Source organism: Micromonospora sp. NBC_00898 (assembly GCF_045207895.1).
In the GTDB taxonomy this organism is placed as follows: domain Bacteria; phylum Actinomycetota; class Actinomycetes; order Mycobacteriales; family Micromonosporaceae; genus Micromonospora.
In genome coordinates this window covers 1,300,166-1,321,660 of sequence record NZ_CP108775.1, presented here as the reverse complement: position 1 = coordinate 1,321,660, position 21,495 = coordinate 1,300,166, and the positions used below count along the sequence as shown (strand labels likewise).

At 69.2% G+C, this 21,495-nt stretch carries 19 protein-coding genes and 1 pseudogene; 2 read left to right on the top strand and 18 right to left on the bottom strand.

Features of this window, described 5'->3' with window-relative positions:
- Positions 1 to 64: 64 nt before the first annotated feature.
- From OG799_RS06245 to OG799_RS06220, 6 genes are all read right to left on the bottom strand, one after another.
- Positions 65 to 2,998: a PIG-L family deacetylase gene (locus tag OG799_RS06245; RefSeq protein ID WP_406043976.1), complete on the bottom strand. Its 2,934-nt coding sequence runs from the start codon at positions 2,996 to 2,998 to the stop codon at positions 65 to 67.
- Between the two features lie 177 nt (positions 2,999 to 3,175).
- Positions 3,176 to 3,538 carry a carbohydrate ABC transporter permease gene (locus tag OG799_RS06240; protein WP_406043974.1) on the bottom strand — a complete coding sequence of 121 codons (363 nt, stop codon included), beginning with the start codon at positions 3,536 to 3,538 and terminating at the stop codon, positions 3,176 to 3,178.
- Between the two features lie 121 nt (positions 3,539 to 3,659).
- Complete coding sequence (locus OG799_RS06235; protein ID WP_406043972.1) at positions 3,660 to 4,004, bottom strand: hypothetical protein; 345 nt, start codon at positions 4,002 to 4,004, stop codon at positions 3,660 to 3,662.
- Positions 4,001 to 4,921, bottom strand: a complete 921-nt coding sequence (locus OG799_RS06230) for a carbohydrate ABC transporter permease (RefSeq protein WP_406043970.1) — start codon at positions 4,919 to 4,921, stop codon at positions 4,001 to 4,003. Before OG799_RS06230 ends, OG799_RS06235 begins: the two co-directional genes overlap by 4 nt.
- A gap of 7 nt (positions 4,922 to 4,928) precedes the next feature.
- Positions 4,929 to 6,173, bottom strand: a complete 1,245-nt coding sequence (locus OG799_RS06225) for an extracellular solute-binding protein (RefSeq protein ID WP_406043968.1) — start codon at positions 6,171 to 6,173, stop codon at positions 4,929 to 4,931.
- 113 nt (positions 6,174 to 6,286) lie between these two features.
- Complete coding sequence (locus OG799_RS06220; RefSeq protein WP_406043966.1) at positions 6,287 to 7,471, bottom strand: carbohydrate kinase family protein; 1,185 nt, start codon at positions 7,469 to 7,471, stop codon at positions 6,287 to 6,289.
- Positions 7,472 to 7,586: 115 nt separating this feature from the next.
- Between OG799_RS06220 and OG799_RS06215 the strand changes: the two genes are divergently transcribed.
- Positions 7,587 to 8,375, top strand: a complete 789-nt coding sequence (locus OG799_RS06215) for a DeoR/GlpR family DNA-binding transcription regulator (RefSeq protein ID WP_406043964.1) — start codon at positions 7,587 to 7,589, stop codon at positions 8,373 to 8,375.
- Positions 8,372 to 9,712 (top strand): 6-phospho-beta-glucosidase, encoded by a 1,341-nt coding sequence (locus tag OG799_RS06210; RefSeq protein ID WP_406043962.1) that lies wholly within the window; start codon positions 8,372 to 8,374, stop codon positions 9,710 to 9,712. Before OG799_RS06215 ends, OG799_RS06210 begins: the two co-directional genes overlap by 4 nt.
- Positions 9,713 to 9,804: 92 nt before the next feature.
- Here the strand turns inward: OG799_RS06210 and OG799_RS06205 are convergent, their stop codons facing one another.
- The 12 genes and pseudogenes from OG799_RS06205 to iolC form a co-directional block, all read right to left on the bottom strand.
- Entirely contained in the window at positions 9,805 to 11,286 is a 1,482-nt protein-coding gene (locus OG799_RS06205; protein WP_406046219.1) for a CoA-acylating methylmalonate-semialdehyde dehydrogenase, read from the bottom strand.
- Between the two features lie 187 nt (positions 11,287 to 11,473).
- A pseudogene (locus OG799_RS06200) lies at positions 11,474 to 11,698 on the bottom strand (hypothetical protein); the annotation flags it as partial.
- A 7-nt stretch (positions 11,699 to 11,705) separates the two neighbouring features.
- On the bottom strand, positions 11,706 to 12,749 hold the full coding sequence (locus OG799_RS06195) for a Gfo/Idh/MocA family protein (protein ID WP_406043960.1): 1,044 nt from the start codon (positions 12,747 to 12,749) through the stop codon (positions 11,706 to 11,708).
- The gene (locus OG799_RS06190; RefSeq protein WP_406043958.1) at positions 12,746 to 13,684 is read right to left on the bottom strand and encodes an ATP-binding cassette domain-containing protein; all 939 of its coding nucleotides are present in this window, start codon (positions 13,682 to 13,684) and stop codon (positions 12,746 to 12,748) included. The genes OG799_RS06195 and OG799_RS06190 overlap by 4 nt, the downstream gene beginning before the upstream one ends.
- A complete protein-coding gene (locus OG799_RS06185) occupies positions 13,681 to 14,736 on the bottom strand; it encodes an ABC transporter permease (RefSeq protein WP_406043956.1) in 1,056 nt (351 codons plus the stop codon). Before OG799_RS06185 ends, OG799_RS06190 begins: the two co-directional genes overlap by 4 nt.
- A 6-nt stretch (positions 14,737 to 14,742) precedes the next feature.
- A complete protein-coding gene (locus OG799_RS06180; protein WP_406043954.1) occupies positions 14,743 to 15,732 on the bottom strand; it encodes a substrate-binding domain-containing protein in 990 nt (329 codons plus the stop codon).
- A gap of 139 nt (positions 15,733 to 15,871) precedes the next feature.
- A complete protein-coding gene (locus OG799_RS06175; protein WP_406043952.1) occupies positions 15,872 to 16,768 on the bottom strand; it encodes a TIM barrel protein in 897 nt (298 codons plus the stop codon).
- Positions 16,765 to 17,310, bottom strand: coding sequence for a thiamine pyrophosphate-dependent enzyme (locus tag OG799_RS06170; RefSeq protein ID WP_406046218.1), 546 nt, complete (start codon positions 17,308 to 17,310; stop codon positions 16,765 to 16,767). The genes OG799_RS06175 and OG799_RS06170 overlap by 4 nt, the downstream gene beginning before the upstream one ends.
- 15 nt (positions 17,311 to 17,325) lie before the next feature.
- Positions 17,326 to 18,711, bottom strand: coding sequence for a thiamine pyrophosphate-binding protein (locus OG799_RS06165; protein ID WP_406043950.1), 1,386 nt, complete (start codon positions 18,709 to 18,711; stop codon positions 17,326 to 17,328).
- The gene (gene iolB / locus OG799_RS06160) at positions 18,708 to 19,625 is read right to left on the bottom strand and encodes a 5-deoxy-glucuronate isomerase (RefSeq protein ID WP_406043948.1); all 918 of its coding nucleotides are present in this window, start codon (positions 19,623 to 19,625) and stop codon (positions 18,708 to 18,710) included. The genes OG799_RS06165 and iolB overlap by 4 nt, the downstream gene beginning before the upstream one ends.
- Positions 19,622 to 20,518, bottom strand: a complete 897-nt coding sequence (locus OG799_RS06155) for a class I fructose-bisphosphate aldolase (RefSeq protein WP_406043946.1) — start codon at positions 20,516 to 20,518, stop codon at positions 19,622 to 19,624. Before OG799_RS06155 ends, iolB begins: the two co-directional genes overlap by 4 nt.
- A gap of 2 nt (positions 20,519 to 20,520) precedes the next feature.
- Positions 20,521 to 21,495: a 5-dehydro-2-deoxygluconokinase gene (gene iolC, locus OG799_RS06150; RefSeq protein ID WP_406043944.1), complete on the bottom strand. Its 975-nt coding sequence runs from the start codon at positions 21,493 to 21,495 to the stop codon at positions 20,521 to 20,523.

Below are 21,495 nucleotides of genomic sequence, written 5' to 3'. Positions count from 1 at the left end.
GGGCGATCCTGTGCTCACAGGGCCGCCCCGTCGCGTATCGGTCAGCTTGTCCGGCCTGCGGGGGTCACCGGCCCAGCGGTACGTCAAAGGCCTGGACCTCGTCCCGTGGCGTCTCGAAAGAGACGAGCGCCCGCTCGGGGGAGGGCGCCCCGGGGTCCAGCGGGATGCTGACCCGCTGGAGTCCGGCGTGGACGTCGACGGTGACCTGCTTGACCACGTGACCGCTCATGTCCGGCGACCACGGCGGGATGCCACCGTCGGACACGGCGCAGGGGGTCAGGCCATAGTCCGGCGGGGGGTCGGCCGCGAGCGAACAGCTGGTCTGGTACACCGGGATCGCTCCGACGTCCCCGGTCCAGAGGAACACCCGGGCTGTCCCCGGCCCGCTCGCGGTGATGTCGAAGGTCGCTGAGGTCGAGGTCAGTGCAGGGCTGCTGATCCTGATCCGGTGATCGGCGGGGGCCGGCACCCGCCCGGAGATCGGGACGCCGTTGCGGGCTGACTGCCAGATGGTCTGCGGTGAGGTGGCGCCGTTGAGGTTGGGGTTGGAGACGTTCGGCGGGGGCGCCGTCACCGGTCGTCCGGCGGGTGGGGTGTACCCCGGCACGATCGCCTGCCCCCAGCGGTACGGGTCGGACTGGACGCTGCCGAACGCCGACCAGCCGAGCCGGGTGCTCATGTCGATGTGGCGAAGCGTGGTCGTGCCGGCCGCGGCGGTGTTGTCGTTGTCGTACGGGGTGATGTTGAGGCCCAGGTGAGCCGGGTCGACTGCGGCGGGAAGGTCCGCCATGGGAATCTTCACCTCCAGGTCGTACCCACCGCCGGTGTAGGCGTGGTCGACGGTGGTGCTGTTCGAGGCGACCCAACGGGCGGTGGAGGCCACCTGGACGCCGGGCGCGTTGGGGGCGTCGCTGACCGTGTTGGCCAGGGGGCCGGTCGAATAGCCCTGATGGTTGTCGGCATCGCGCTCCCAGCAGGGGGCGTTGGCGCCGTTGCCGTTGGTGTTCTGCGGGTCGTTGGTGAACGGGAACACGCCAAGCTTGAACGTGTTGGCGGTGTCCTTCAGGTCCTGGGAGGCGGTCCCTCGCGGGTCGAGGAGGATCTCGACGGAGTCCGCCTGCCAGTGACCGACGCACTCAGCGGGCGTCGCCGCGTACGACTGGTAGTCGTCGCGGACGTGGATGAAGAAGTACAGCGCGTCGTCCGAGCGGCTCACCGTGGCATAGCTGCTGTCGGGGTCCGAGGTGCCGGAGACACCGCAGTCGGCAGTTCCGGTGCAGCCTGAGGCGCCCTGCCAGATCCGGCCGATGTCCAGCCGCGGCCCCGGGTACTCCTCGCCGGAGGCGACGCCGTCCACGACAGGTCCCGTCGCGACCGACGGGATGGCGGTGGTGGGAACGATGCTCAGGGCGAGGGTCTCGCTTCCTGCTCCGGCCGGCGAGCTGTACGTGGTCGTGATGGGGACGGACACCTGCTGGTTCGCCGGCAGCGACGTGTCGGTGTCGGTGAGCGTGAACGTCACGGTCGTCTCCGCGCCGGGACCGAGGGGACCGTAATCCTTTGACGCCGCGTCGGCGGTCAGGTTGGCGGGCAGCGTCAGGGAGACCTGCCCGCGCTGCGGCGTGGCGGACCAGTTGTGCACGACCACCGGCACCTGTTGGGTGCCGCCGACGCCGATACGTTGGATCGCGGCGGACCGGCCAAGGCGTGCGGCCTGCGGGGCCGTCTCGCTGAGCCACCGGTCGTACTCCGCCCAGTTGCCCCACCGCTGGAACCGGCCCTCGACCGGGGTGACGATGCGCACGACCCTGTCCGTGTACCCCGTCCTGGTGCCGCTGGAAAACAGCGCGGAGATCCTGTGATTCTGGTTGACCCCGGCGTCGGCCGCGGGTGTGACGGTGAAGGTCACGGTGGTCTCAGCCTTGTCCGAGATGGTCCCGACGGTCTTGGGACCGTCGACCGTCCAGCCGCTCGGCACGGTCAGCGCCACCTGGCCGCCGGGCATCTTCCCCTGCGGCGACTTCAGGTGCAGGGTCGCCTGGAACGGCGTCGAGGCCACATTGTAGAAGCGCGAGAAGGTCAGATACTCCAGTGTGCCCAGCGGCAGACCACCAGGGTCGGGCCTGGTCGCGCCGCTGAGGAGGGCGTCGTCGCTGCCGGCCGGGGGGTTGGGCGACCCGTCAGGACGCAGGTTCGGCTGGAACGGCACGAACGACTCGGTCATGCCGAAGCGTGGGCACGCGGGGTTCGAGCTGCCTTGGTACATCACCCTGCTCTGGGTCGGGTAGGCCAGTCGTCCTTCGTCGGCGACCTGTTGCCAGATCTTCGGGGTGCCCGCGGGCTTGCCCTGGAGGTTGCCCGCCGGCCACAGGTACGGCGAGTCGAAGCCGGTCCACACGCCGGCGACGGTGTCGAGGTTGGTGCCGGGGGTCGGGACGAAGCCGGTGGTGCAGTTGGCGGCGGTCGTCGTTCCGCCGGTCCCCGCCGTGCTGCCGCCGGAGAAGACCTTCTTGACCTGCCAGGTGCTCAACGCGTTCGGCCCGGTGAGCTGCTCGGGGAACATGTGCGGGTCCGCCGCCGCGAGGACGCCTTCCCAGATGAAGCGCCCCGCCTGCTGGTGGTTGCCGTGACCGGCGCCGAGGGTCGGGGTGAAGCCTATGTACACGTCGGGCTGGGTCATCCGGATGATCCGGGTGATCCGGCGCAGCGTCTCCTCGTGGCCCCAGAAGCTCTGAGTGAGCGGGGCGCTCTGGTTGTAGAAGAAGTCCACCCGGTCGAGGTTGAAGATGTCGACCGTGCCGGAGCGGTAGTGCGCCACCCGGTCCTCGTTCTCACGTCGCAACCCGAGGTCGGGGCCGAGCTCCTGGCCGATGGCGTTTCCGCCGCCCTCGCCGCGCGTGACCATGATGATCCCGCACTTGATGCCGTAGCGCTGGTGCCATACCCCACACGGCCCGATGATGCTCGTGTCGTCGTCGGGGTGAGCCCACTCACCCATCACGTTGATCTTGACCGAACTGTCCGCGTGGTATGCCTGAGGTGGAGTCTCGGCGGCATGCGCGGACTGGCCTGCCGCGACCACGCTGAGCGCAGTGAGAAGAGGGGCCGTCACGAGCGCAGAGACTCTGCGCGACATCTTCATGAGCTGCCTCCTTGTGGTTGGGTGCGGGCCTCGTTACTCCCTGACTGCGCCCTCGAGCATGCCCGCGATGAATTTGCGCTGCAGGAAGAGGTAGAGCAGGGCGACCGGCGTCGCGACGATCACGGCGCCGGCTGCCAGCAGCGTGAACCCCTGGGTGTACTGGCCCTGGAAGAACGCCAGCCCGAGCGGTGCGGTGCGCAGCGACTCGGCGGTCACCATGACCAGGGGGACGAGGAACTCGTTCCAGGTCCACATGAACGTCAGGACGATCAGGGTGATGACGGCGGGCCAGGCGATTGGGACGAGCACCCGCCACAGGATGGTGCGAGTCGAGGCTCCGTCCATGCGCGCAGCCTCGACCAGTGCCCGACTGCTGGTACGGAAGTACGCCCGCATCCAGACGTGCCGAACGCGACCGACTGGGCTACCTGGGGCAGGGCCACTGCCCAGAACGTGTCGGTGAGACCCAGCGTCCTCAGGTCGAAGTACAACGGCACGACGATGGCCTCGCTGGGCATCATGATGCCGAGAAGGAAGGCGTAGAACAGCATCGTCGAGCCGCGGAAACGCATCGTTCCCAACGCGTATCCACTGAGATGGACAGGATCACGCTGACCGTGACGACGAACACCGACACCAGCAGACTCATCCGCAGGTACGTGCCGAAGTGCCCGACGTGCCAGGCCGCTGCGAAGTTGCCGACGTGCAATCCGGCGATGCTGGCGGCACTGCCGGACCCGCTGCCGGGGGCGTCGTCCGGGCCCAACGCAGCGGCCAGGACGGTCCCGATCGGGGCGAGCGCGAAGGCGGCGAACAGGACCAGGATGACGTAGTTCGCGGAGCGCTCCGCACGGGAGATCATGACGTGGAGTCCCTGTCGCCGACGCGGGTGATCGCGAACGAGATCACGAAGATGATGATGGTCAGGCAGACCCCGATGGCGGCTGCCGAGCCAACCTTCCCCAGCTCGAAGGCACGGTGATACACCTCGTACGACGGCACCGACGTCGACGCGCCCGGGCCGCCACGGGTTGTCACGTACACCAGGTCGAACGTCCGCAGTGCGGCAATCACCGTGAGGGTCAGCGCCACAGCGATCTCGCCACGAACCGACGGTAGGGTGACGGCGAAGAACTCCCGGACCGGACCGCCTCCGTCGAGGCGCACCGCATCGTACAGCTCTGGGGAGATGCGGCTCATGCCGGCGAGCAGCAGCACGGTCACCAGACCGGTTTCGAACCATGTGCCGATGAAGCCGACGGCCGGAAGGGCCGCACCGTAGTCGCCCAGCCAGGCACGGGTGAGCGAGCCGAGACCGACCGCGTGCAGCAGCGAGTTCAGCGGTCCATCAGGAGCGTAGATGCGCCGCCAGGCCACGGCGACGACCACCATCGCGATGACCTGCGGCAGGAACACCACGGTGCGGAAGAACGACAGTCCACGGACCTTTGCGCGGTTGAGGATCGAGGCTAGGACGAGGCCGACGCACAACGGCACGAGCGCGTAGAACACCATGAGCACCAATGCGTGCCCGAAGGCGTCCCGTAGATCGTCGTTCCTGAGCACGTCGGCGTAGTTGTCGAGGCCAACCCACCGGCCGAGGGTCAGCCCGTCCCAGTCGTAGAACGAGATCTGGACCGATCGCGCCAGCGGGTACAGCAGGAACGCCGCGTACACGAGGAAGGCAGGCAGGACGTACAGGTATCCGGTCCCGCGGGGCCGGCGGGGCGGTCCGACGAGGCTGCGCTCGCGGACCGCCCCCGTTGTCGTCGCGGTCATCCGGCCGTCAGCCGTTGGATGCGGAGAAGTCGCCGTAGTCCTTCTGCAACGAGTCCAGGAACTGCTCCGGCGTCTTCTTCTTGGCCAGCAGATCCTGCAGCGAGGCGGTGACGCTGTCATACATCGTCGGCGTCGCGTAGTCCAGGTACGGCACGAGCCCGTCCGCCTTGACGATGTCTCCGAAGGCGGTGAAGACATCCTTCTGCAGTCCGCCGCCAACGGCCTGGCTCGATGTGTCGGCAACTGGCAGATTGCCGGTGTTGGTGAGCACTTTCATGGCCTGCTCGCTGGTGATGAAGTTGATGTAGGCGGCGGCCGCGTCGGGGTGCTTGCTCTTGGCGGTGATGGCGAACGGCAGCCCGGTGCCACCGGTGGCCACCGGCTTGTCACCGGCGTTTGCCGCCGGCGGCAGCATGAACGCCACGTCGGAACCCATGGCCTTGGCGAGGTCGGCCTGCAGCCACGTGCCTCCGATGAGGAAGACGCCCTTGCCCTTGCTGAACGCCTGCCAGGCGGGGTCGTAGCCCGTTCCGTTGAAGCCTGGCTCGAAGTAGCCCTTGTCGACCCAGTCGACCAGTTCCTGGGCCGCTTTGAGATTGTCGGGAGTCTTCCACGACGCGCCCTTGCGGCCGAAGGCCAGCGTCTTGATGTCGTCGGGCGAGGTGGAGCGGCCCTGGATCGTGCCGAACACGTGGATTGCCGGCCACTTGTCGAGGTTGCCGAGCATCATCGGAACCTCGCCCCTGGCCTTGGCGGTAGCCATCGCGCTCTCGAGGTCGGACCAGCTCTTGGGTGGCTGGAGGCCGAACTCGGCGAGCTTCTTTGCGTTGTAGAAGATGCCGACCACCTCGCCCACCTGGGGTAGCCCGTAGAGGTTGCCCTCCCCGAAGGTCCTGCCGTCCGGGCTGTACGACGAGTACTGGCGCACCGACTCGGGGTATCTGCGGTCCCAGCCGTAGGCGGCGGCGTACGCGTTGAGCGGAAGCAACTGCCCGGCCTTGACGAACTCGCCCATGTCAGAGCGCCCGTTGTTGGCCTCTACGACGTCAGGGGCCTCGTTGCCGCTGAGCGCCAGCCGGAGGGTGGTCTTCAGGTCATCGAAGGAACGGGACACGCGCTGGATCTTGATGTTGGGGTACTTGGCCTGGAAGTCCTTGTTGAGTTGCTCCATCTGCGCGGCCTGTCCACCGCGGACCTCCTGGTCCCAGACGATCAGGGTGACGTTGCCCAACTTGGCCGCGTCGGTGGTCACCGCGGCGTTGGGCTTCGCCGACGGCGAAGGGCTCGAGGACCCGGGGGCGCATGCGGTGACCGCGAGGACACCGATCGCACTGACCGCGATCAGGGTCCTTGACCTGAACGACTTCATCTCCTGCTCCTTGATGAGGGTGGATGGACGCCCTGCACAGCATCTGGGCGTGGCCGGGGCATGAGCTGGCGCCCCTCCACGTCCGCGTGCCGCGCGATGGTGGCTGCGGCGCGGTGGACCCCACCGAGCGGCACCGTAGGCACAATCTGCTCAAGGAACTCGTAGCGCCGGCGCAACGACGCCATGTACGAGCCGCCGCCGAGGCTGTCGCGCAGCGCATGCCACCAGTCGGCGATGTCGCCCCAGCCCGGCGCGGCAAGGGAGCCACCGAACTGCTGCACCGCCAGGCCCGAACACATGATGGCGAAGGCCAACCGGTTGCGCAGTGACCACCCGGCGAGCGTGCCGACGACCAGTCCGGCAGCGAAGACGTCGCCCGCTCCGGTCGGGTCGAGCGCCGGCACCCGCAACGCAGGCATCTGCGCCTCCTCGCCCGTCGTCCCGTCGATCGCCAGCGCACCCTGCGCGCCATTGGTCACCACCGCCAGGGGAACCACGTCCGCCAAGGCGTACAGCGCGTCGTTGGGGGTCTCGGTCCGGGTGTAGGCCATCGCTTCGGGGGCGTTGGGGAGGAACGCGTCGCATCCGGCAAGCTGGTCCAGGAGCCTGGGCGACCACTCGCCGGTGGGGTCCCAGCCGACGTCACCGAACACGAGCGCGCCCTGAGTGCGGGCGGCCTCGACCCACGTGGGCTCGTCCGTCCCGCAGGCCACGTCGTGGCCGAGGTCGACCATGACCGCACGCGCTCGCGGCGGCACCCTGATCATCTCGTTGCCCGATATGGGCGCCGGGTGGCCATGAGTGACCATGCTGCGGTCGCGATCGACGGCCATGGAGACGGTGACCGGGGAGTGCCAGGCATCAAAACGACGCGAACGACTGAGATCGACGCCTTCCTGCTCAGCGAGGGTGCGCCAGCAGAAGTCGGCGTAGTCGTCGTCGCCGAAGGCCGCTGCCAGGGAGGTACGCAGACCCAGCCGACTTGACGCGACGGCGAGGTTGGCGATCCCGCCCGGGCAGGAGCCCATGCCGCCCGCCCACACCTCAGTCCCAGCCGACGGCATGGTCTTCAGGCCGGTGAAGATGATGTCGAGGAAGACCGTGCCGCTCAGGAGTACGTCAAAATCCGGGCCATCCGCGGTCCGCTGAGCGGCGAGCGGGTCGTAAACGACATCCGTCACGGCGGGCGCCCTTCGGGAAAGTATTCACCAACGCGCCACATCCTGCCAGTCGTCTGGGCCAATCACAAGCAATAACGAGCAATCTCGCGCAGACTATGCGCGAGATTGTTCCTCGGTGACTGGTAATGTTCTCGCCGTGCGTCATCAACGCCAGCTTGAAATTGTGCGGCGGCTACGGGTCAACGGCGCCATCTCGGTCGAGGAGCTCGCCGCGTCGCTGGGCGTCAGCGCGGCGACCGTTCGCCGCGACCTGCAACGGCTGCAGTCCGAGGGCAAGCTCACCCGGGTCCACGGGGGCGCGCACCTTCCGTCCTTCGTTACCGAGGACGCCGACGTCGACCGGCCGTTCGCCCTGGTCGCCACCGTCGACGCGGCGGACAAGCGGGCGGTTGCCCGGGCAGCGGCCGCCATGGTGCGGGACGGGGATATGGTCCTGCTCGACATTGGAACGACAACACAGCTCCTGGCCCAGGAGCTGCGGGGCCGGCGGGTCACGATCGTCACCGCCAGCCTCGCGGTTCTGGACGTCCTGCGTGATGACGACGCGGTCGAGCTCGTCCTCCTCGGAGGTCTGGTGCGCCGCGCATATCACTCCCTGGTCGGTGTCATCACCGAGGACACGCTCCGGCAGCTCCACGCCGACATCGCCTTCATGGGGGCCAGTGGGGTCCGGTCCGACGGCTCGGTCCTCGACACGACCCTGGTGGAGGTTCCTGTGAAGCGCGGTCTGATCGCCGCCTCCAGCCGCACCGTCCTCCTGACGGACCGGCACAAGTTTCCGGGCACGGGAACCCTTCGGGTGTGCGGGGTCGGCGACCTGGACGCCATCGTCACCAATGCGGTCGCCGACACCGACATGTTCGAGCTGTGTACCCGGTCCGGGGTGGAGGTGGTGGTCGCATGAAGCTGGCGATTCTCGGAGGCGGCGGGTTCCGGGTGCCGCTGGTCTACAGTGCCCTGTTGCGCGACACGAGTGACCGGCGCATCGAGTCCGTGTGGCTGCATGACGTCGCGCAGGACAGGCTCTCGGCGATCGGGCTCGTGCTGAGCCAGATGGCAGCAGGCCACCCGGGCGCTCCCCGAGTCACGACCACCACGGACCTGGACGAGGCGCTGAACGGCGCAGATTTCGTGTTCTCCGCCATCCGCGTCGGCGGCCTCGCCGGGCGCACCTCGGACGAGCGGGTAGCGCTCGACCTGGGGCTGCTCGGGCAGGAGACGACCGGCCCGGGCGGCGTGGCCTACGGACTGCGCACCGTACCGGTCGCGGTGCACGTCGCCGAACGTGTGGCAGCGGTGAGCCCGGGAGCATGGGTCATCAACTTCACCAACCCGGCCGGCATGATCACCGAGGCCATGCAGCAGGTGCTGGGCGACCGGGTCGTGGGCATCTGCGACTCCCCCATCGGGCTGGGCCGCAGGGCTGCTCGCGCTCTGGGACACGACCCGCAGCGGACGTCGCCAGACTACCTCGGCCTGAACCACCTTGGCTGGCTCCGCGGTCTGAGCCACGAGGGTGCCGACGTTCTGCCCCAACTGATCGCCGACGACGCCCTGCTGGGGACCATCGAGGAAGGGCGGCTCTTCGGCGCCGAGTGGATCCAGTCCCTCGGCGCGATCCCGAATGAGTACCTGTACTACTACTACTTCACCCGCGACGCGGTGAGATCGATCAAGGGCAGCGCGGCCACGCGCGGGGAGTTCCTGCTCGACCAGCAGCGCCGCTTCTACGACGCCGTCGTCGGCAGCCCGCAGTCCGCGTACCAGGAATGGCAGCGCGTGCGCCGGGAGCGCGACGCGACGTACATGAGGGAGAGCCGGCACTCCGACGACGAGCGGCGCGATGCGGCCGACGTCGAGGGTGGTGGCTACGAGGGGGTGGCGCTGGCCATCATGGCAGCCATCGCCCGCAACGAGCGCAGCGCCATGATCCTCAACGTTCGCAACGGTTGCACCGCGCCCGGGCTGCCTCCGGAAGCGGTCGTCGAAGTGCCGTGCATGGTGGACGCCGACGGCCCCCACCCGTTGGCGACGCGCCCGCTCGTGGGTCACCAGCTCGGGCTCGCGCAGCAGGTCAAGGCGGTCGAGCAGCTCACGATCCAGGCGGCGCGGACGCGGTCGGCGCGCCTGGCTCTCGAGGCGTTCGCATTGCATCCCCTCGTGGACTCGGTGTCCACCGCTCACGTGCTCCTCGACGGCTACCGGCAGCGCATCCCCGACGTGGATGCGCTCTTCCGCTGACTCCTTGCTGAACGCACGCCGCTGCCCCGTCTTCGTTTCCAGCCCTCGACAAGGCCGGAAACGAAGACGGGACGACGGCGTGCGTTCAGCCTTCAGTCGTTCCGCGGAAAGCCCAGGTTGAGCCCACCGTGGCTCGGGTCGAGCCAGCGCGAGGTCACGACCTTGCCGCGGGTGTAGAAGTGGACGCCATCCATGCCGTGGGCGTGGGTGTCGCCGAAGAGGCTGTCCTTCCACCCACCGAACGAGTAGTAGGACACCGGCACCGGGATCGGCACGTTGATGCCGACCATGCCGACCTCCACCTGGTTCTGGAAGCGCCGCGCCGCGCCGCCGTCGTTGGTGAAGATGGCGGTGCCGTTGCCGTACGGGTTGGCGTTGATAAGGTTCAGCCCCTCCTCGTAGGACTTCACGCGAACGACGGACAGCACCGGGCCGAAGATCTCGTCCTGGTAGATGGACATCTGCGGCGCGACGTTGTCGAAGAGGGTCGGGCCGAGCCAGAACCCCTGGTCGCCGCCGTCGAACTCGTCCTTGCGCCCGTCGACGACCAGGGTCGCGCCCGCGCCGACTCCCGCTTCCACATAGCCGGCCACCTTGTCGCGGTGCGCGACCGTGACGAGTGGCCCCATGTCGCATCCGCGGGTGCCGTCGCCGGTGCGCAGCTTGCGCATCCGGTCCGTGATCTTCTCTACGAGCTCATCGGCGATGCTGTCCACCGCGACGAGCGCCGAGATCGCCATGCAGCGCTCGCCGGCGGAACCGAAGCCCGCGTTGATCGCGGCGTCCGCGGCCAGGTCGAGGTCCGCGTCGGGCAGGACCAGCATGTGGTTCTTGGCGCCGCCGAGGGCCTGGACCCGCTTGCCGTGCGCCGTCGCGGTCTCGTAGACGTACCGGGCGATCGGGGTGGAGCCGACGAACGATACGGCCTTGACGTCAGGGTGGGTCAGCAGCGCGTCGACGGCTTCCTTGTCGCCGTGCACCACGTTCATCACGCCGCCGGGAAGGCCGGCCTCGGTCCAGAGGCGGGCCACGGCCACGGCCGCCGACGGGTCCTTCTCGCTGGGTTTGAGGACCACCGCGTTGCCGCAGGCGATGGCGATGGGGATGAACCACAGCGGTACCATGGCGGGGAAGTTGAACGGGGAGATCACGGCGACGACGCCGAGCGGCTGCCGGAGCGAGTACACGTCCACGTTGGTGGAGGCGTTCTCGGTGAACCCACCCTTCAGCAGCTGCGGGATCCCGCAGGCGAACTCGGCGACCTCCAAGCCCCGCGTCACCTCCCCGAGCGCGTCGTCGAGCACCTTGCCGTGCTCGGCGGTGATCAGCGCGGCGATCTCATGCTTTCGGGCGTTGAGGAGCTCGCGGAAGGCGAAGAGTACCTGTGTGCGCTGGGCCAGCGACGTGTTGGCCCAGGCATCCCACGCGGTTCGGGCCGTGCCGACGACCTCGCCGACGAGGTCCGCGGATGCCAGGTCGAGGCGGCCCGTGATGTCTCCAGACGCCGGGTTGAAGACCTCGCTGGTGCGCTCTGAGGTGCCGTCCCAGAGGCGACCCCCGATGAGATGGGTGATGCGGGCTGGTTCGGTGCTCACGGTGCTCACGGTCCTTCCGTGTGCGGGCTGGGCTGCACGTGCCGGATGGTCTAGAGAGATTCGAAGGTGGACGGTGTGGCCCACCGGGGAGATGGTCGCGGACGGCGTCGCGCATGAAGGTGCTGGACTCCCGGGCCCGCTTCTCCCAGGCGAAGACGCAGGTGTTGACGATGCCGTCGAAGCCGATCGACTCCAGGCCCGAGAAGAACTCGTCGAAGTCGACCTCGCCCTGCCCGATGTCGAGGTGCTGGTGGACGGTCAGCTGGGAGCCGGGGCGGGTTGACGATGTAGCGCAGGAGGTGAAGTCCTCCCGCGGCGACAGCTCGATCCACTCGTGGCCGAGCTCCGCGACCAGAGCCGGCTGCTCCAACAGGGGGACCCGCCCGAACATGTACGCGTCAAGGGCGAGCTTCGCGTCGCCGCCCCCGGAGGACCTCGGCCTGGTCGGCCAGGTCGACCGGGATTGGCCTGCCGGTGGCGAGGGACTGCAGGCCGGCCGTGCACACCGCCGTGGCGGCGTAGCCGTCCCAGGTGGTGGGCCCGACGACCTCGCCTCGGCGTGACGCGTCGACCCAGGCCTGGACCTCCAGGTCGTAGGCGCGGGCGAAGCGGTCGCGGAAGTCGTCGGGGATGTGGCCGCCGTAGTGGTTGTCGCTGCGGACGAAGACGTCCTGCCCCAGGCCGACGGTCACGTTGCCGAGTTCGGCCACCGCCTCGCAGCGGACCTCGTAGCCGACCTGGCAGTTGACGAAGACCTCGGTCGTGGCCATGCCGCCGCCGGCCATTTGGAAGATGGCCACCTGGGGGTCGAGTAGCCCGTCGGCGGCCCTGCCGGTCGGCTTCGGCGCGAGGACGGTGATCGTGGCGATTTCGTCGTCGAAGAGCCAGCGGCACACGTCGACCTCGTGCACCAGCGAGTCGCTGACGATCATCTCCGAGCGGAACGTCTCCGGGACCGTCTTGTTGCGGTGTGTGTTGTGCACGAGCAGGATGCGCCCGAGGTCACCGGAGTCGAGCAGTCGCTTCATCCGGGCGTACTCGGGATCGAAACGCCGCATGAAGCCGACCTGGATCAGCGGCCGACCGGCCTTGTTCCGCTCGGCCTCGACCACGCGAAGCGAGGACTCGCTGTCCATCGTCAACGGCTTCTCGCACAGGGTGTACTTGCCGTGCTCGACGGAGGCGAGAACCTGCTCCTCGTGCACGAAGCCGGGCGAGGCGATGAGCACGGCGTCGACGCCCTTGTCGGTGATGAGTTCGAGCGGGTCACCGACGGTGCGTACGCCGGCGAAGCGCGCGGCCAGTTCGGCGGCCCGGGCGGCGTCCGGGTCGGAGACTGCGACCAGTTCCGCTCCGGCGATGCGGTGGACGAGCCGGTCGGCGTGGTCGGCGCCCATCATGCCGACGCCGATGATTCCGACCCGCAGGGGCGATGCACTCATGCCCTCGGCTCTTCCTCTTCTTCGCGTTCTTCGCGCTCCACGGCCTTGAGTTCCTCGCGGCTGAGAGCGGGGGCTTCGACGTGACCGTGCTCGACCTCCCCGGGCTCGATGACCTTGCCCGGGTCGATCCCGCGTAGCTCGTGGCTGAGCTCCGCGAGCTCCTGGCCGCCCGCCATCTCCGTGGTGAGCTGTTCGAGGGTCAGGTCGTCGCGCTGCGCGTCCAGCACGACCCGACCGAGCTTGAGGATGATGAAGTGGTTGCCGACGAGGTAGGCGTGGTGCGGATTGTGGGTGATGAAGATGACGCCCAGGCCGGCGTCGCGAGCCTTGACGATGTACCGCAGGGCGACACCGGACTGCTTGACACCGAGCGCGGCCGTCGGCTCGTCGAGGATGATCACCCTCGCCCCGAAGTAGATGGCCCTGGCGATCGCGATGCACTGGCGCTGGCCGCCCGAGAGGCCCGCGACCGGCCGGTCGAGATCGGGGACGACGACCCCCATCTTGCCCAGTTCATCCTCACAGATGCGCTTCATCCGGGCGATGCCCAAGGTGCGCAACGGCCCCTTGCGGAGTTCGTTGCCGAGGAAGAAGTTCCGCCACACCGACATGAGCGGCGCGAGCGCGAGGTCCTGGTAGACGGTCGCGATCCCGCTCGCCTGGGCGGCCCGCGGCGAGCCGAACCGGCGCGCCACGCCGTCGAGCTTCATCGTGCCGTCGGTGTGGTCGTGCAGGCCGGACATGATCTTGATCAGCGTCGACTTACCGGCGCCGTTGTCGCCGAGCACGCACGTGACCTCGCCTTGGCGGACGTTGAGGCTGACACCGCGCAGGGCGTGAACGTTGCCGTAGCTCTTGCCCACGTTCTCGAGTTCGAGGATGGGGGTGTTCGAGTGACCGGCGACGTCGTGCCGCTCGGTGGTCGCGGTGCTCATCGCAGATCCGCCCTCCTCTTGACGTACATGTTCACCAGCGTCGCCAGCAGCAGCATCACGCCGAGGAACGTCCTGAACCAGTCGGGGTTCCAGCCGGCGTAGTTGATGCCGAGCTGGGTCATGCCGAAGATCAGGGCGCCGAGCGACGCGCCGACCACCGAGCCGTAGCCGCCGGTGAGCAGGCAGCCGCCGATGACGGCGGCGATGATGAAGATGAACTCCTTGCCGACGCCCTCGCCGGACTGCACGGTGTTGAACTGGAACAGCAGGTGCATGCCGGACAGCCAGGCGCAGAACCCCACGGCCATGAAGAGGCCGATCTTGGTCGCCCGGACGGGTACGCCGACGGCGCGCGCCGCGGCGGCGTCACCGCCCACCGCGAACACCCAGTTGCCCACCTGAGTACGCAGCAGGACGTAGGCGGCGATGACGGTCAGCACGACCCAGTACAGGACCGTGATCTTCAGGTTTACCGGCCCGAGGGTCACCTCGGACCCGAAGATCTTCTGCGCGCTGGCAAAGCCGTCCATGTCGCTGATGTCGGCGCTGGCGACGTTGCCGGTGAGCAGCCGCGTGACGCCGAGGTTGACGCCCTGCAGGATGAAGAACGTGCCGAGCGTGACCAGGAAGCTCGGCAGTCCGGTCTTGAGCAGCAGCCACCCGTTGAACGCGCCGATCGCGACGGAGACGACCAGCGCCAGCAGGATGCCGACCCAGACGTTGAGCCCGAAGTTCCAGGCGAGCAGGGACGCGGAGAGCCCGGAGGTGGTCACCGCGACGCCGGCGGAGAGGTCAAACTCCCCGCCGATCATGAGCAGCGCCACGGGGACGGCCATGATGCCGATGGTCGAGGCCCCGTAGAGGATCGTTCCGACGTTGGCGACATTGCGGAAGGGCTCCGCGACCGCCATGAACAGCAGGAAGATCACGATCGCGGCGATGAGCGACCCGACCTCAGGGCGGCTCAACAGCCGTGCCGCCAGGGGGCGGGTGGCGACCCGGTCGTCCCGGGTCGCCAACCCCCTGCTCGGCTCCGTGGCCGTAGCAGTCATGTCAACTCACCTCGTGCCGTTGCTTGCGAACTTCTCGACAGCAGCGACGTTGGTGTTGTCGATGAACGCGGGACCGGTCAGGGTCGCCTGGCCACCGCCGATGGTGTTGCCGTTGGTCTTGTAGAGCCACAGGCTGTCTACCGCGAGGTAGCCCTGCAGGTAGGGCTGCTGGTCGACCGCCCACTCGACCTGGCCGCCCTTGATCGCGGCCACGAGGTCCTTGTTGGTGTCGAAGGTGACGACCTTGGCCGAGCTGTTGGCGTCCTTGACCGACTTGACGGCGGTCAGCGCGAACGGCGCGCCGAGGGTCAGCACGCGGTCGATGCTCTTGTCCTGCTGGAGCTTCGAGGTGATCGCCGCCTGGACGCTCGGCATGTCGGTGCCGGTGACGTAGATCTTCTCGGTGTTCGGGAACCCGTCCTTCGCCCCGTCACACCGGGCCTCGAGGCCGACGTGGCCCTGCTCCTGGATGACGCAGAGCGCCTTCTTGGCGCCGTCCTTCGTGAGCCGCTGGCCGGCCGCCTGACCGGCGATCCTCTCGTCCTGGCCGAAGTAGCCCAGCACGCCCATGCTCTTCCACGCGTCGATGCCGCCGTTGAGGGCGACGACCGGGACCCCGGCCTGAGCGGCCTTCTGCACGTTGGCCTTCATGGCATCCGGCTTGGCCAGGGTCACCGCGATGCCGTCGACCTTCTTGTCGATCGCGGACTGCACGAGGTTGGCCTGGTTCGCGCCGTCCGGGTCGGACTGGTACTGCAGGTCGACGTTGTCCTTCTTCGCCGCGTCCTCGGCACCCTTGCGGACCAGGTCCCAGAAGGTATCGCCCGGGGCCGCGTGGGTGATGAAGGCGACGGTCATCCTGGGGGTGGTGGCGGTGCCGGCCTTGCCGGCGTCACCCTCGGTGGTCTGCTTGCCTCCGCTGGAGCTGCACGCCGCCAGGGCGAGAGCGGTCACGGCGCCGGCCGCGAGCAGGGATATGCGGGATCTACGCATCATGTCGTTTCTGCCTTTCTTCATCCGCCACGTCGTCGGGACGGATGTCGGGGGACGGGTCAGGCGGTGGTACCGCCCGTTGGGGGGTCATCGGTGGCTTCCAGAGCGGTAGTGTCATCAGCTGCTCCCGGGCGGGAGCCGGTCAGCGCAGCGGGCCGCAGGACTGCAGGTACGTCAGGGTCCGCCTCGCGATGGGCAGGGGTCTGTCGGCGGGGCACGGGTACATGTCCTGCTCGACGATGGCGAAGATGTCCGCGTCGAGGTTCGCCAGGGCGTCGAGGATGGGGGGCATGTCGGGGATGCCCGTCGGTGGCTCGCACATGGCGCCCATCCGCACAGCCTCGCCGAAGCCGATGCCCTGCTCCTGGACGGCGGCGACAACAGCGGGGTCGACCTGCTTGAGGTGCACGTACCCGATCCGCTCGGGATGGTCGCCGATGAGCTTGAGATTGTCCCCGCCGCAGTAGGAGATGTGCCCCGTGTCCAGGCACAGGCTCACCAGGTCGGGGTCCGTCTCGTGGAGGAACCGCTCCACGTTCTCGTGCGTGTCCACGTGGGTGTCCGCGTGGGGGTGGAACTGGATCTGCAGGCCGAACTCCTCGCGGATGCGCCGCGCGAGCCGGTTCATCTGCGCGGCGTACGCCACCCACTGCTCCTCGGTCAGTAGCGCGTCCTCGAGAACCTTCCCCGTCTGCGGGTCGCGCCAGAACTCCGGGATGACCACAAGGTGCCGGGCGCCCATGGCCGCGGTCAGCGTGGCCGCCGCGGAGACGTCCTTCCACGTGGTGTCCCACGAGTCGGCGCGATGCAGGTGCTCGAAGATGGTGCCGGCCGTCACGGTCAGCCCCCGCTTGTCGAGCTCGTCACGCAGGCGGGACGGGTCGGTAGGCAGGTAGCCGTACGGCCCCAGCTCGATGCGGGTGTAGCCGGCCGCGGCGACCTCGTCCAGAAAACGCTCCCAGGGAGTCTGTCGGGGGTCGTCGGGGAACCACACGCCCCAGCTGTCGGGGGCGCTGCCGATCATGGCTGGGCCGCTCATAGGTTCGTCCTCTCGGTCGGCGCCAGCAGTGCGCGCTGCGTGGCCTTGTGCCCGGCGTACGTGGCGTGGGCGCGCTGGGTGGTGTCGAGGTCGCTGACCTGGCTGACCGGGACATCCCACCACGACCCGCTGTCGGGGGCGTGGACGGTGGGCTCGGTCTCCACATGGATGACGACGGGGCCGCCGTCCGCCGGGGCGGCCTTGGCATCCTTGATCGCCTGCTCGAGTTCCCCGCGACTGCGCACCTCCATGACCGTCGCGCCGAGGCTGCGGGCATTGGCGGCGAGGTCGACCGGCAGCTTCCCGCCGTCCAGCCGGCCCGTGGCGTCGCTGCGGAAGCGGTACCTGGTGCCGAACCGCTGTGAGCCGAGGGACTCCGACAGTGAGCCGATGGAGTGGAAACCGTGGTTCTGGACCAGGACGACGATCACCTTGACCCGTTCCTGCACCGCCGTGACCAGCTCCGTCGGCATCATCAGATAGGAGCCGTCGCCCACCATGACGAAGACGTCCCGGTCGGGGTCGGCGAGCCGCACCCCGATACCGCCGGGGATCTCCTAGCCCATGCAGGAGTAGCCGTACTCGACGTGGTAGGCCTTGCGGTCCCGGACCCGCCACAGCTTGTGCAGATCGCCGGGCATGGAGCCGGCGGCGCAGACGACGACGTCCCTCGGGTCGGACAGCTCGTTGACGCAGCCGAGCACCGTGCCCTGGGTGAGGACGCCGGCGGCGAGCGCGTCGGTGACCTCGGCGGGCGGGTGGTAGGCGGCCTCCACCCGCGCGTCCCAGTCGCGGAACAGCCTCACCTGCCGGTCCCGGTACGCCGGGTCCACGGCATACCCGTGGAGGGCCGCGGTGAGGGCGGTGAGGGCCTCGCGGGCGTCCGCCACGACCGGCAGGCCCGCGTGCTTGCCGGCGTCGAACCGGGCGATGTTGATGTTGACAAAGCGGATGCCCGGATCCTGGAAGGCGGTGCGCGAAGCGGTGGTGAAGTCGCTGTAGCGGGTGCCGATGCCGATGACGACGTCGGCTTCCCGGGCCAGCGCATTGGCGGCCGTCGTGCCCGTCGAGCCGATCGCGCCCATTGCCTGCGGATGACCGTGCGGCAGCGCGCCCTTGCCGGCCTGAGTCTCCCCGACCGGGATGCCGGTGGCCTCGCAGAACACGCGCAGCGCCTGCTCCGCGCCGGAGTAGTGCACCCCGCCACCGGCGACGATGAGCGGCCGCTGCGCCGAGCGGATCAGCGTGGCCGCGTCCGCGACGTCGACGGCCTCCGGAACCGGCCGGGCGATCCGCCAGTTCCGCGGCGCGAAAAGGTCGACCGGCCACTCGAACGCCTCCGCCTGCACGTCCTGCGGTAGCGCGATGGTCGCCGCCCCCGTCTCAACCGGGTCGGTGAGGACCCGCATGGCGCCGAGCAGGGCCGAGGGCAGCTGCTCCGGCCGGTTGACCCGGTCGAAGAAGCGCGACAGCGGGCGGAAGGCGTCGTTGACGGTGACGTCCGCGGCGTTCGGCGCCTCGAGCTCCTGCAGCACCGGCCCGGACACCCGGGTGGCGAACGTGCCGGAGGGCAGCAGCAGCACCGGCAGACGGTTCACGGTGGCCAGGGCGGCTCCCGTGAGCATGTTCGTCGAGCCGGGGCCGACGGACGCGGTGCACGCCCACGTCTGGAGGCGGTCCTTCTGGCGTGCGTAGGCCACCGCGGTGTGAACCATGGCCTGCTCGTTGCGGGCCAGCACGTAGGGCAGGCGCTCCTCCTTCTCGGTCAGCTCGTTCTGGAGCAGGGCCTGGCCGACGCCCGCGACGTTGCCGTGACCGAAGATGCCGAAGCACCCGGCGAACAGCTTCTGGCGCTGGCCGTCGCGCTCGCTCCACTGGCTGGCCAGGAAGCGCACGACGGCCTGCCCCACGGTCAGGCGTACGTTGTCGGCGCCGGCGGTCATCGGGGTCCTCCGATCGGCAGTCTCGGATCGATATCCTGCTGGGCCCACGAGTCCCGCACCCAGGTGTGGGCGGGGTCGTCGCAGATGAGCCAGGCCCTGGTCGCGCCGGGGCCGGCCATGACGTTCAGGTAGTAGAGGTCGTAGCCGGGCGGGGCCATCGCGGGGCCGTGCCAGCCGTGCGGTACCAGGACGACATCGCCCGAGCGGACCTCGGCGAAGACGTCCAGCGGCCGCTCTCGGGTGCCGTACACGCGCTGGTAGCCGAGGGGGTCGGCCCCGTCCGCCGGGGACTCCGCCCGGACCTCGAAGTAGTAGACCTCCTCCAACTCGGTCTCCACCCCGTCGCGCTCCTCGTCGTGCTTGTGCGGCGGATAGGAGCTCCAGTTGCCGGCCGGCGTGATGACCTCGCACGCGATGATCGAGTCGGCATCCAGGACCTGCGGGACGCCGAAGTTGCGCACCTCGCGCGAGGCCATGCCGGCGCCACGCAGCTCGACGGGGACATCGGCGGCAGCCACGTGACGGAACGGCAGCGGCATGCTCTGCTTCGTCGCCTTCGCGCCGCAGAGCGCCACCTTGGCCGGGCCAACGCCGGCGTTGCGCACCGTGAGGCTGGCGCCGCGCGGGACGTACGCCACGTCGGTCGCACCGGCGAAGACGCTCGTCCGTCCGGCGAGCCTGGCCTCGTGGCGCACTCCCACGTGGTCGACCGCCGTGACGTCGAAGCTGCCCTGAAGGGGCACGACGATGACCTCGCTGTCGCCGAGGTCGAGGCTCACCTGAACGGCCGGTGCCAGCGTGGCCACCCGTAGGCTGGTGTGCTTCCACCCACAGAGGTCGTCGGTGATGGACACCTGGAAGTCGCCGTCGCCGGAGCTGCCGAAGGGATACACCCAGCGTCCGTTGTCGCTCATCGCCGGCCCCGGTGCACGAGTCCCGAAGCGATGTCGACGGCGGTGGCCACGTCACCGTCCGGCGGGAAGAGCAGCGCCCGCCCGACCACCAGGCCGCGCACGGCGGGCAGGTCGAGCGCCCTGCCCCACGCGGCGTACGTGTCATCCGGGTGTTGTGTCGGGTCGCCGCCGAGCAGAAGCGTCGGCAGGGTGGTGGCGTCCATGACGCGCTCCAGGTCGTCGACCACGGGCAGTTTGAGCCAGGTGTGCTGGCTGGTGGCCCCCAGACCCGCAGCGATGTGGATCGACGTGATGGTCGAGTCGGGGTCGAGCAGGTTACGCACCCGGCCGTTATCGCGAACCGAGAAGAACGGCTCCACCATCGCCATGACGCCGTGGGCGGCGAGCTCCGTGATCGCGTGGGCGCTCGCCTGCAGCGTCGCTGCCGTACCCGGATCGCCGAGGCAAATGCGGGTCAGCATCTTGCCGCCCTCCAGACCCCGGGCCGCGATCTCGTCGGCCGTGTACGCCGTGAACCGGTCGTCGAGCTCGAAAACCGCGCCCTGCAGACCCCCGCGGTTCATCGACCCGACGGCGACCTTGTCCTCCAACGCGCCCATCAGGAGCAGGTCGTCGAGGATGTCGGGCGTGCCGAGAACGCCGTCGACGCCGGGGCGGGACAGCGCTGTGGCCAGACGCTCCAGCAGCTCGCTGCGCGAGGCCATGGCCTGACGGTCGTCACGCACGCCCAGCGCGCCGCGGGCCGGGTGGTCCGCGGCCACGATGAGCAGCCTGCCGTCCACACCGACCAGCTGCCGGCGCCGGCGGGCGGCCCAGCCATCGGTAATCCGCCGCGGCTCACGGACCCGGATCTCAGTCAGATCGGCGATGGTCGAACGGGTCGTCGTCGTCACCGTCACCCCTCCTGTCGCTTGGCGGCGAGGACGGCCTCGACCTCGGCCGTGGTCGGCATGGCACTGGAGCACTCGAGCCTGGAAGCGACGATGGCCCCGGCCACGTTGGCGAACCGCAGGATGCGGCGCAGGTCCCACCCGTTGAGCAGGCCGTGGACCAGCGCACCGCCGAAGGCGTCGCCCGCCCCGAGGCCGTTGACGACCGTCACGGGGAACGGCCGCACTTCGACGCGCTCGTCGGCGGTCACGGCCAGCACCCCCTTGGGGCCCTGCTTGACGATGGCGAGCTCCACCCCGCGCTCGAGCAGGGCGTCCGCCGCGCGCTGAGGTTCGGTCTCGCCGACGGCGACCTCGCACTCCTCACGGTTGCCGACCGCGACGGTGACGTGCTCCAGGGCCTTGGCGACCTGTTCGCCCGCCTCGGCTTGGTGCGGCCAGAACATCGGCCGGTAGTCGAGGTCGAGGACGGTGTGCGACCGCCGGCCGCGGGCCTGCCACGCGGCGAAGTGCGCTGAGCGCGACGGCTCCTGGGACAGGCCGGTGACGGTGGCCCAGAAGACCCGGGCCGCGCGGATCGCGTCGAGCGGGAGTTCCTCCGCCTGAATCATCAGGTCAGGAGCCATCGGATACCGGTAGAAGTACAGCGGGAAGTCGTCCGGGGGGAAGATCTCACAGAAGGTGACCGGCGTCGGGGGGCCGTCGACCTCGGCGACGAACACGTCGTCGACGCCGAGTTCACGCAGCGACCGGTGGATGTAGCGACCGAACGGATCGTGGCCGGTACGCGTGATGAGCGCCGCCCGCCGTCCGTGCCGCGCCGCGGCCACGGCTACGTTGGTCGCACTCCCGCCCAGAAACTTCTCGAAGCGCTTGACGTCCTCGAGGCCTACACCGTGGTCGAGCGGGTAGATGTCCACCCCGCACCGACCCATCGCCACCAGGTCGTACCCCGCCGTGTCGCCTGCCGCCGCCACCAT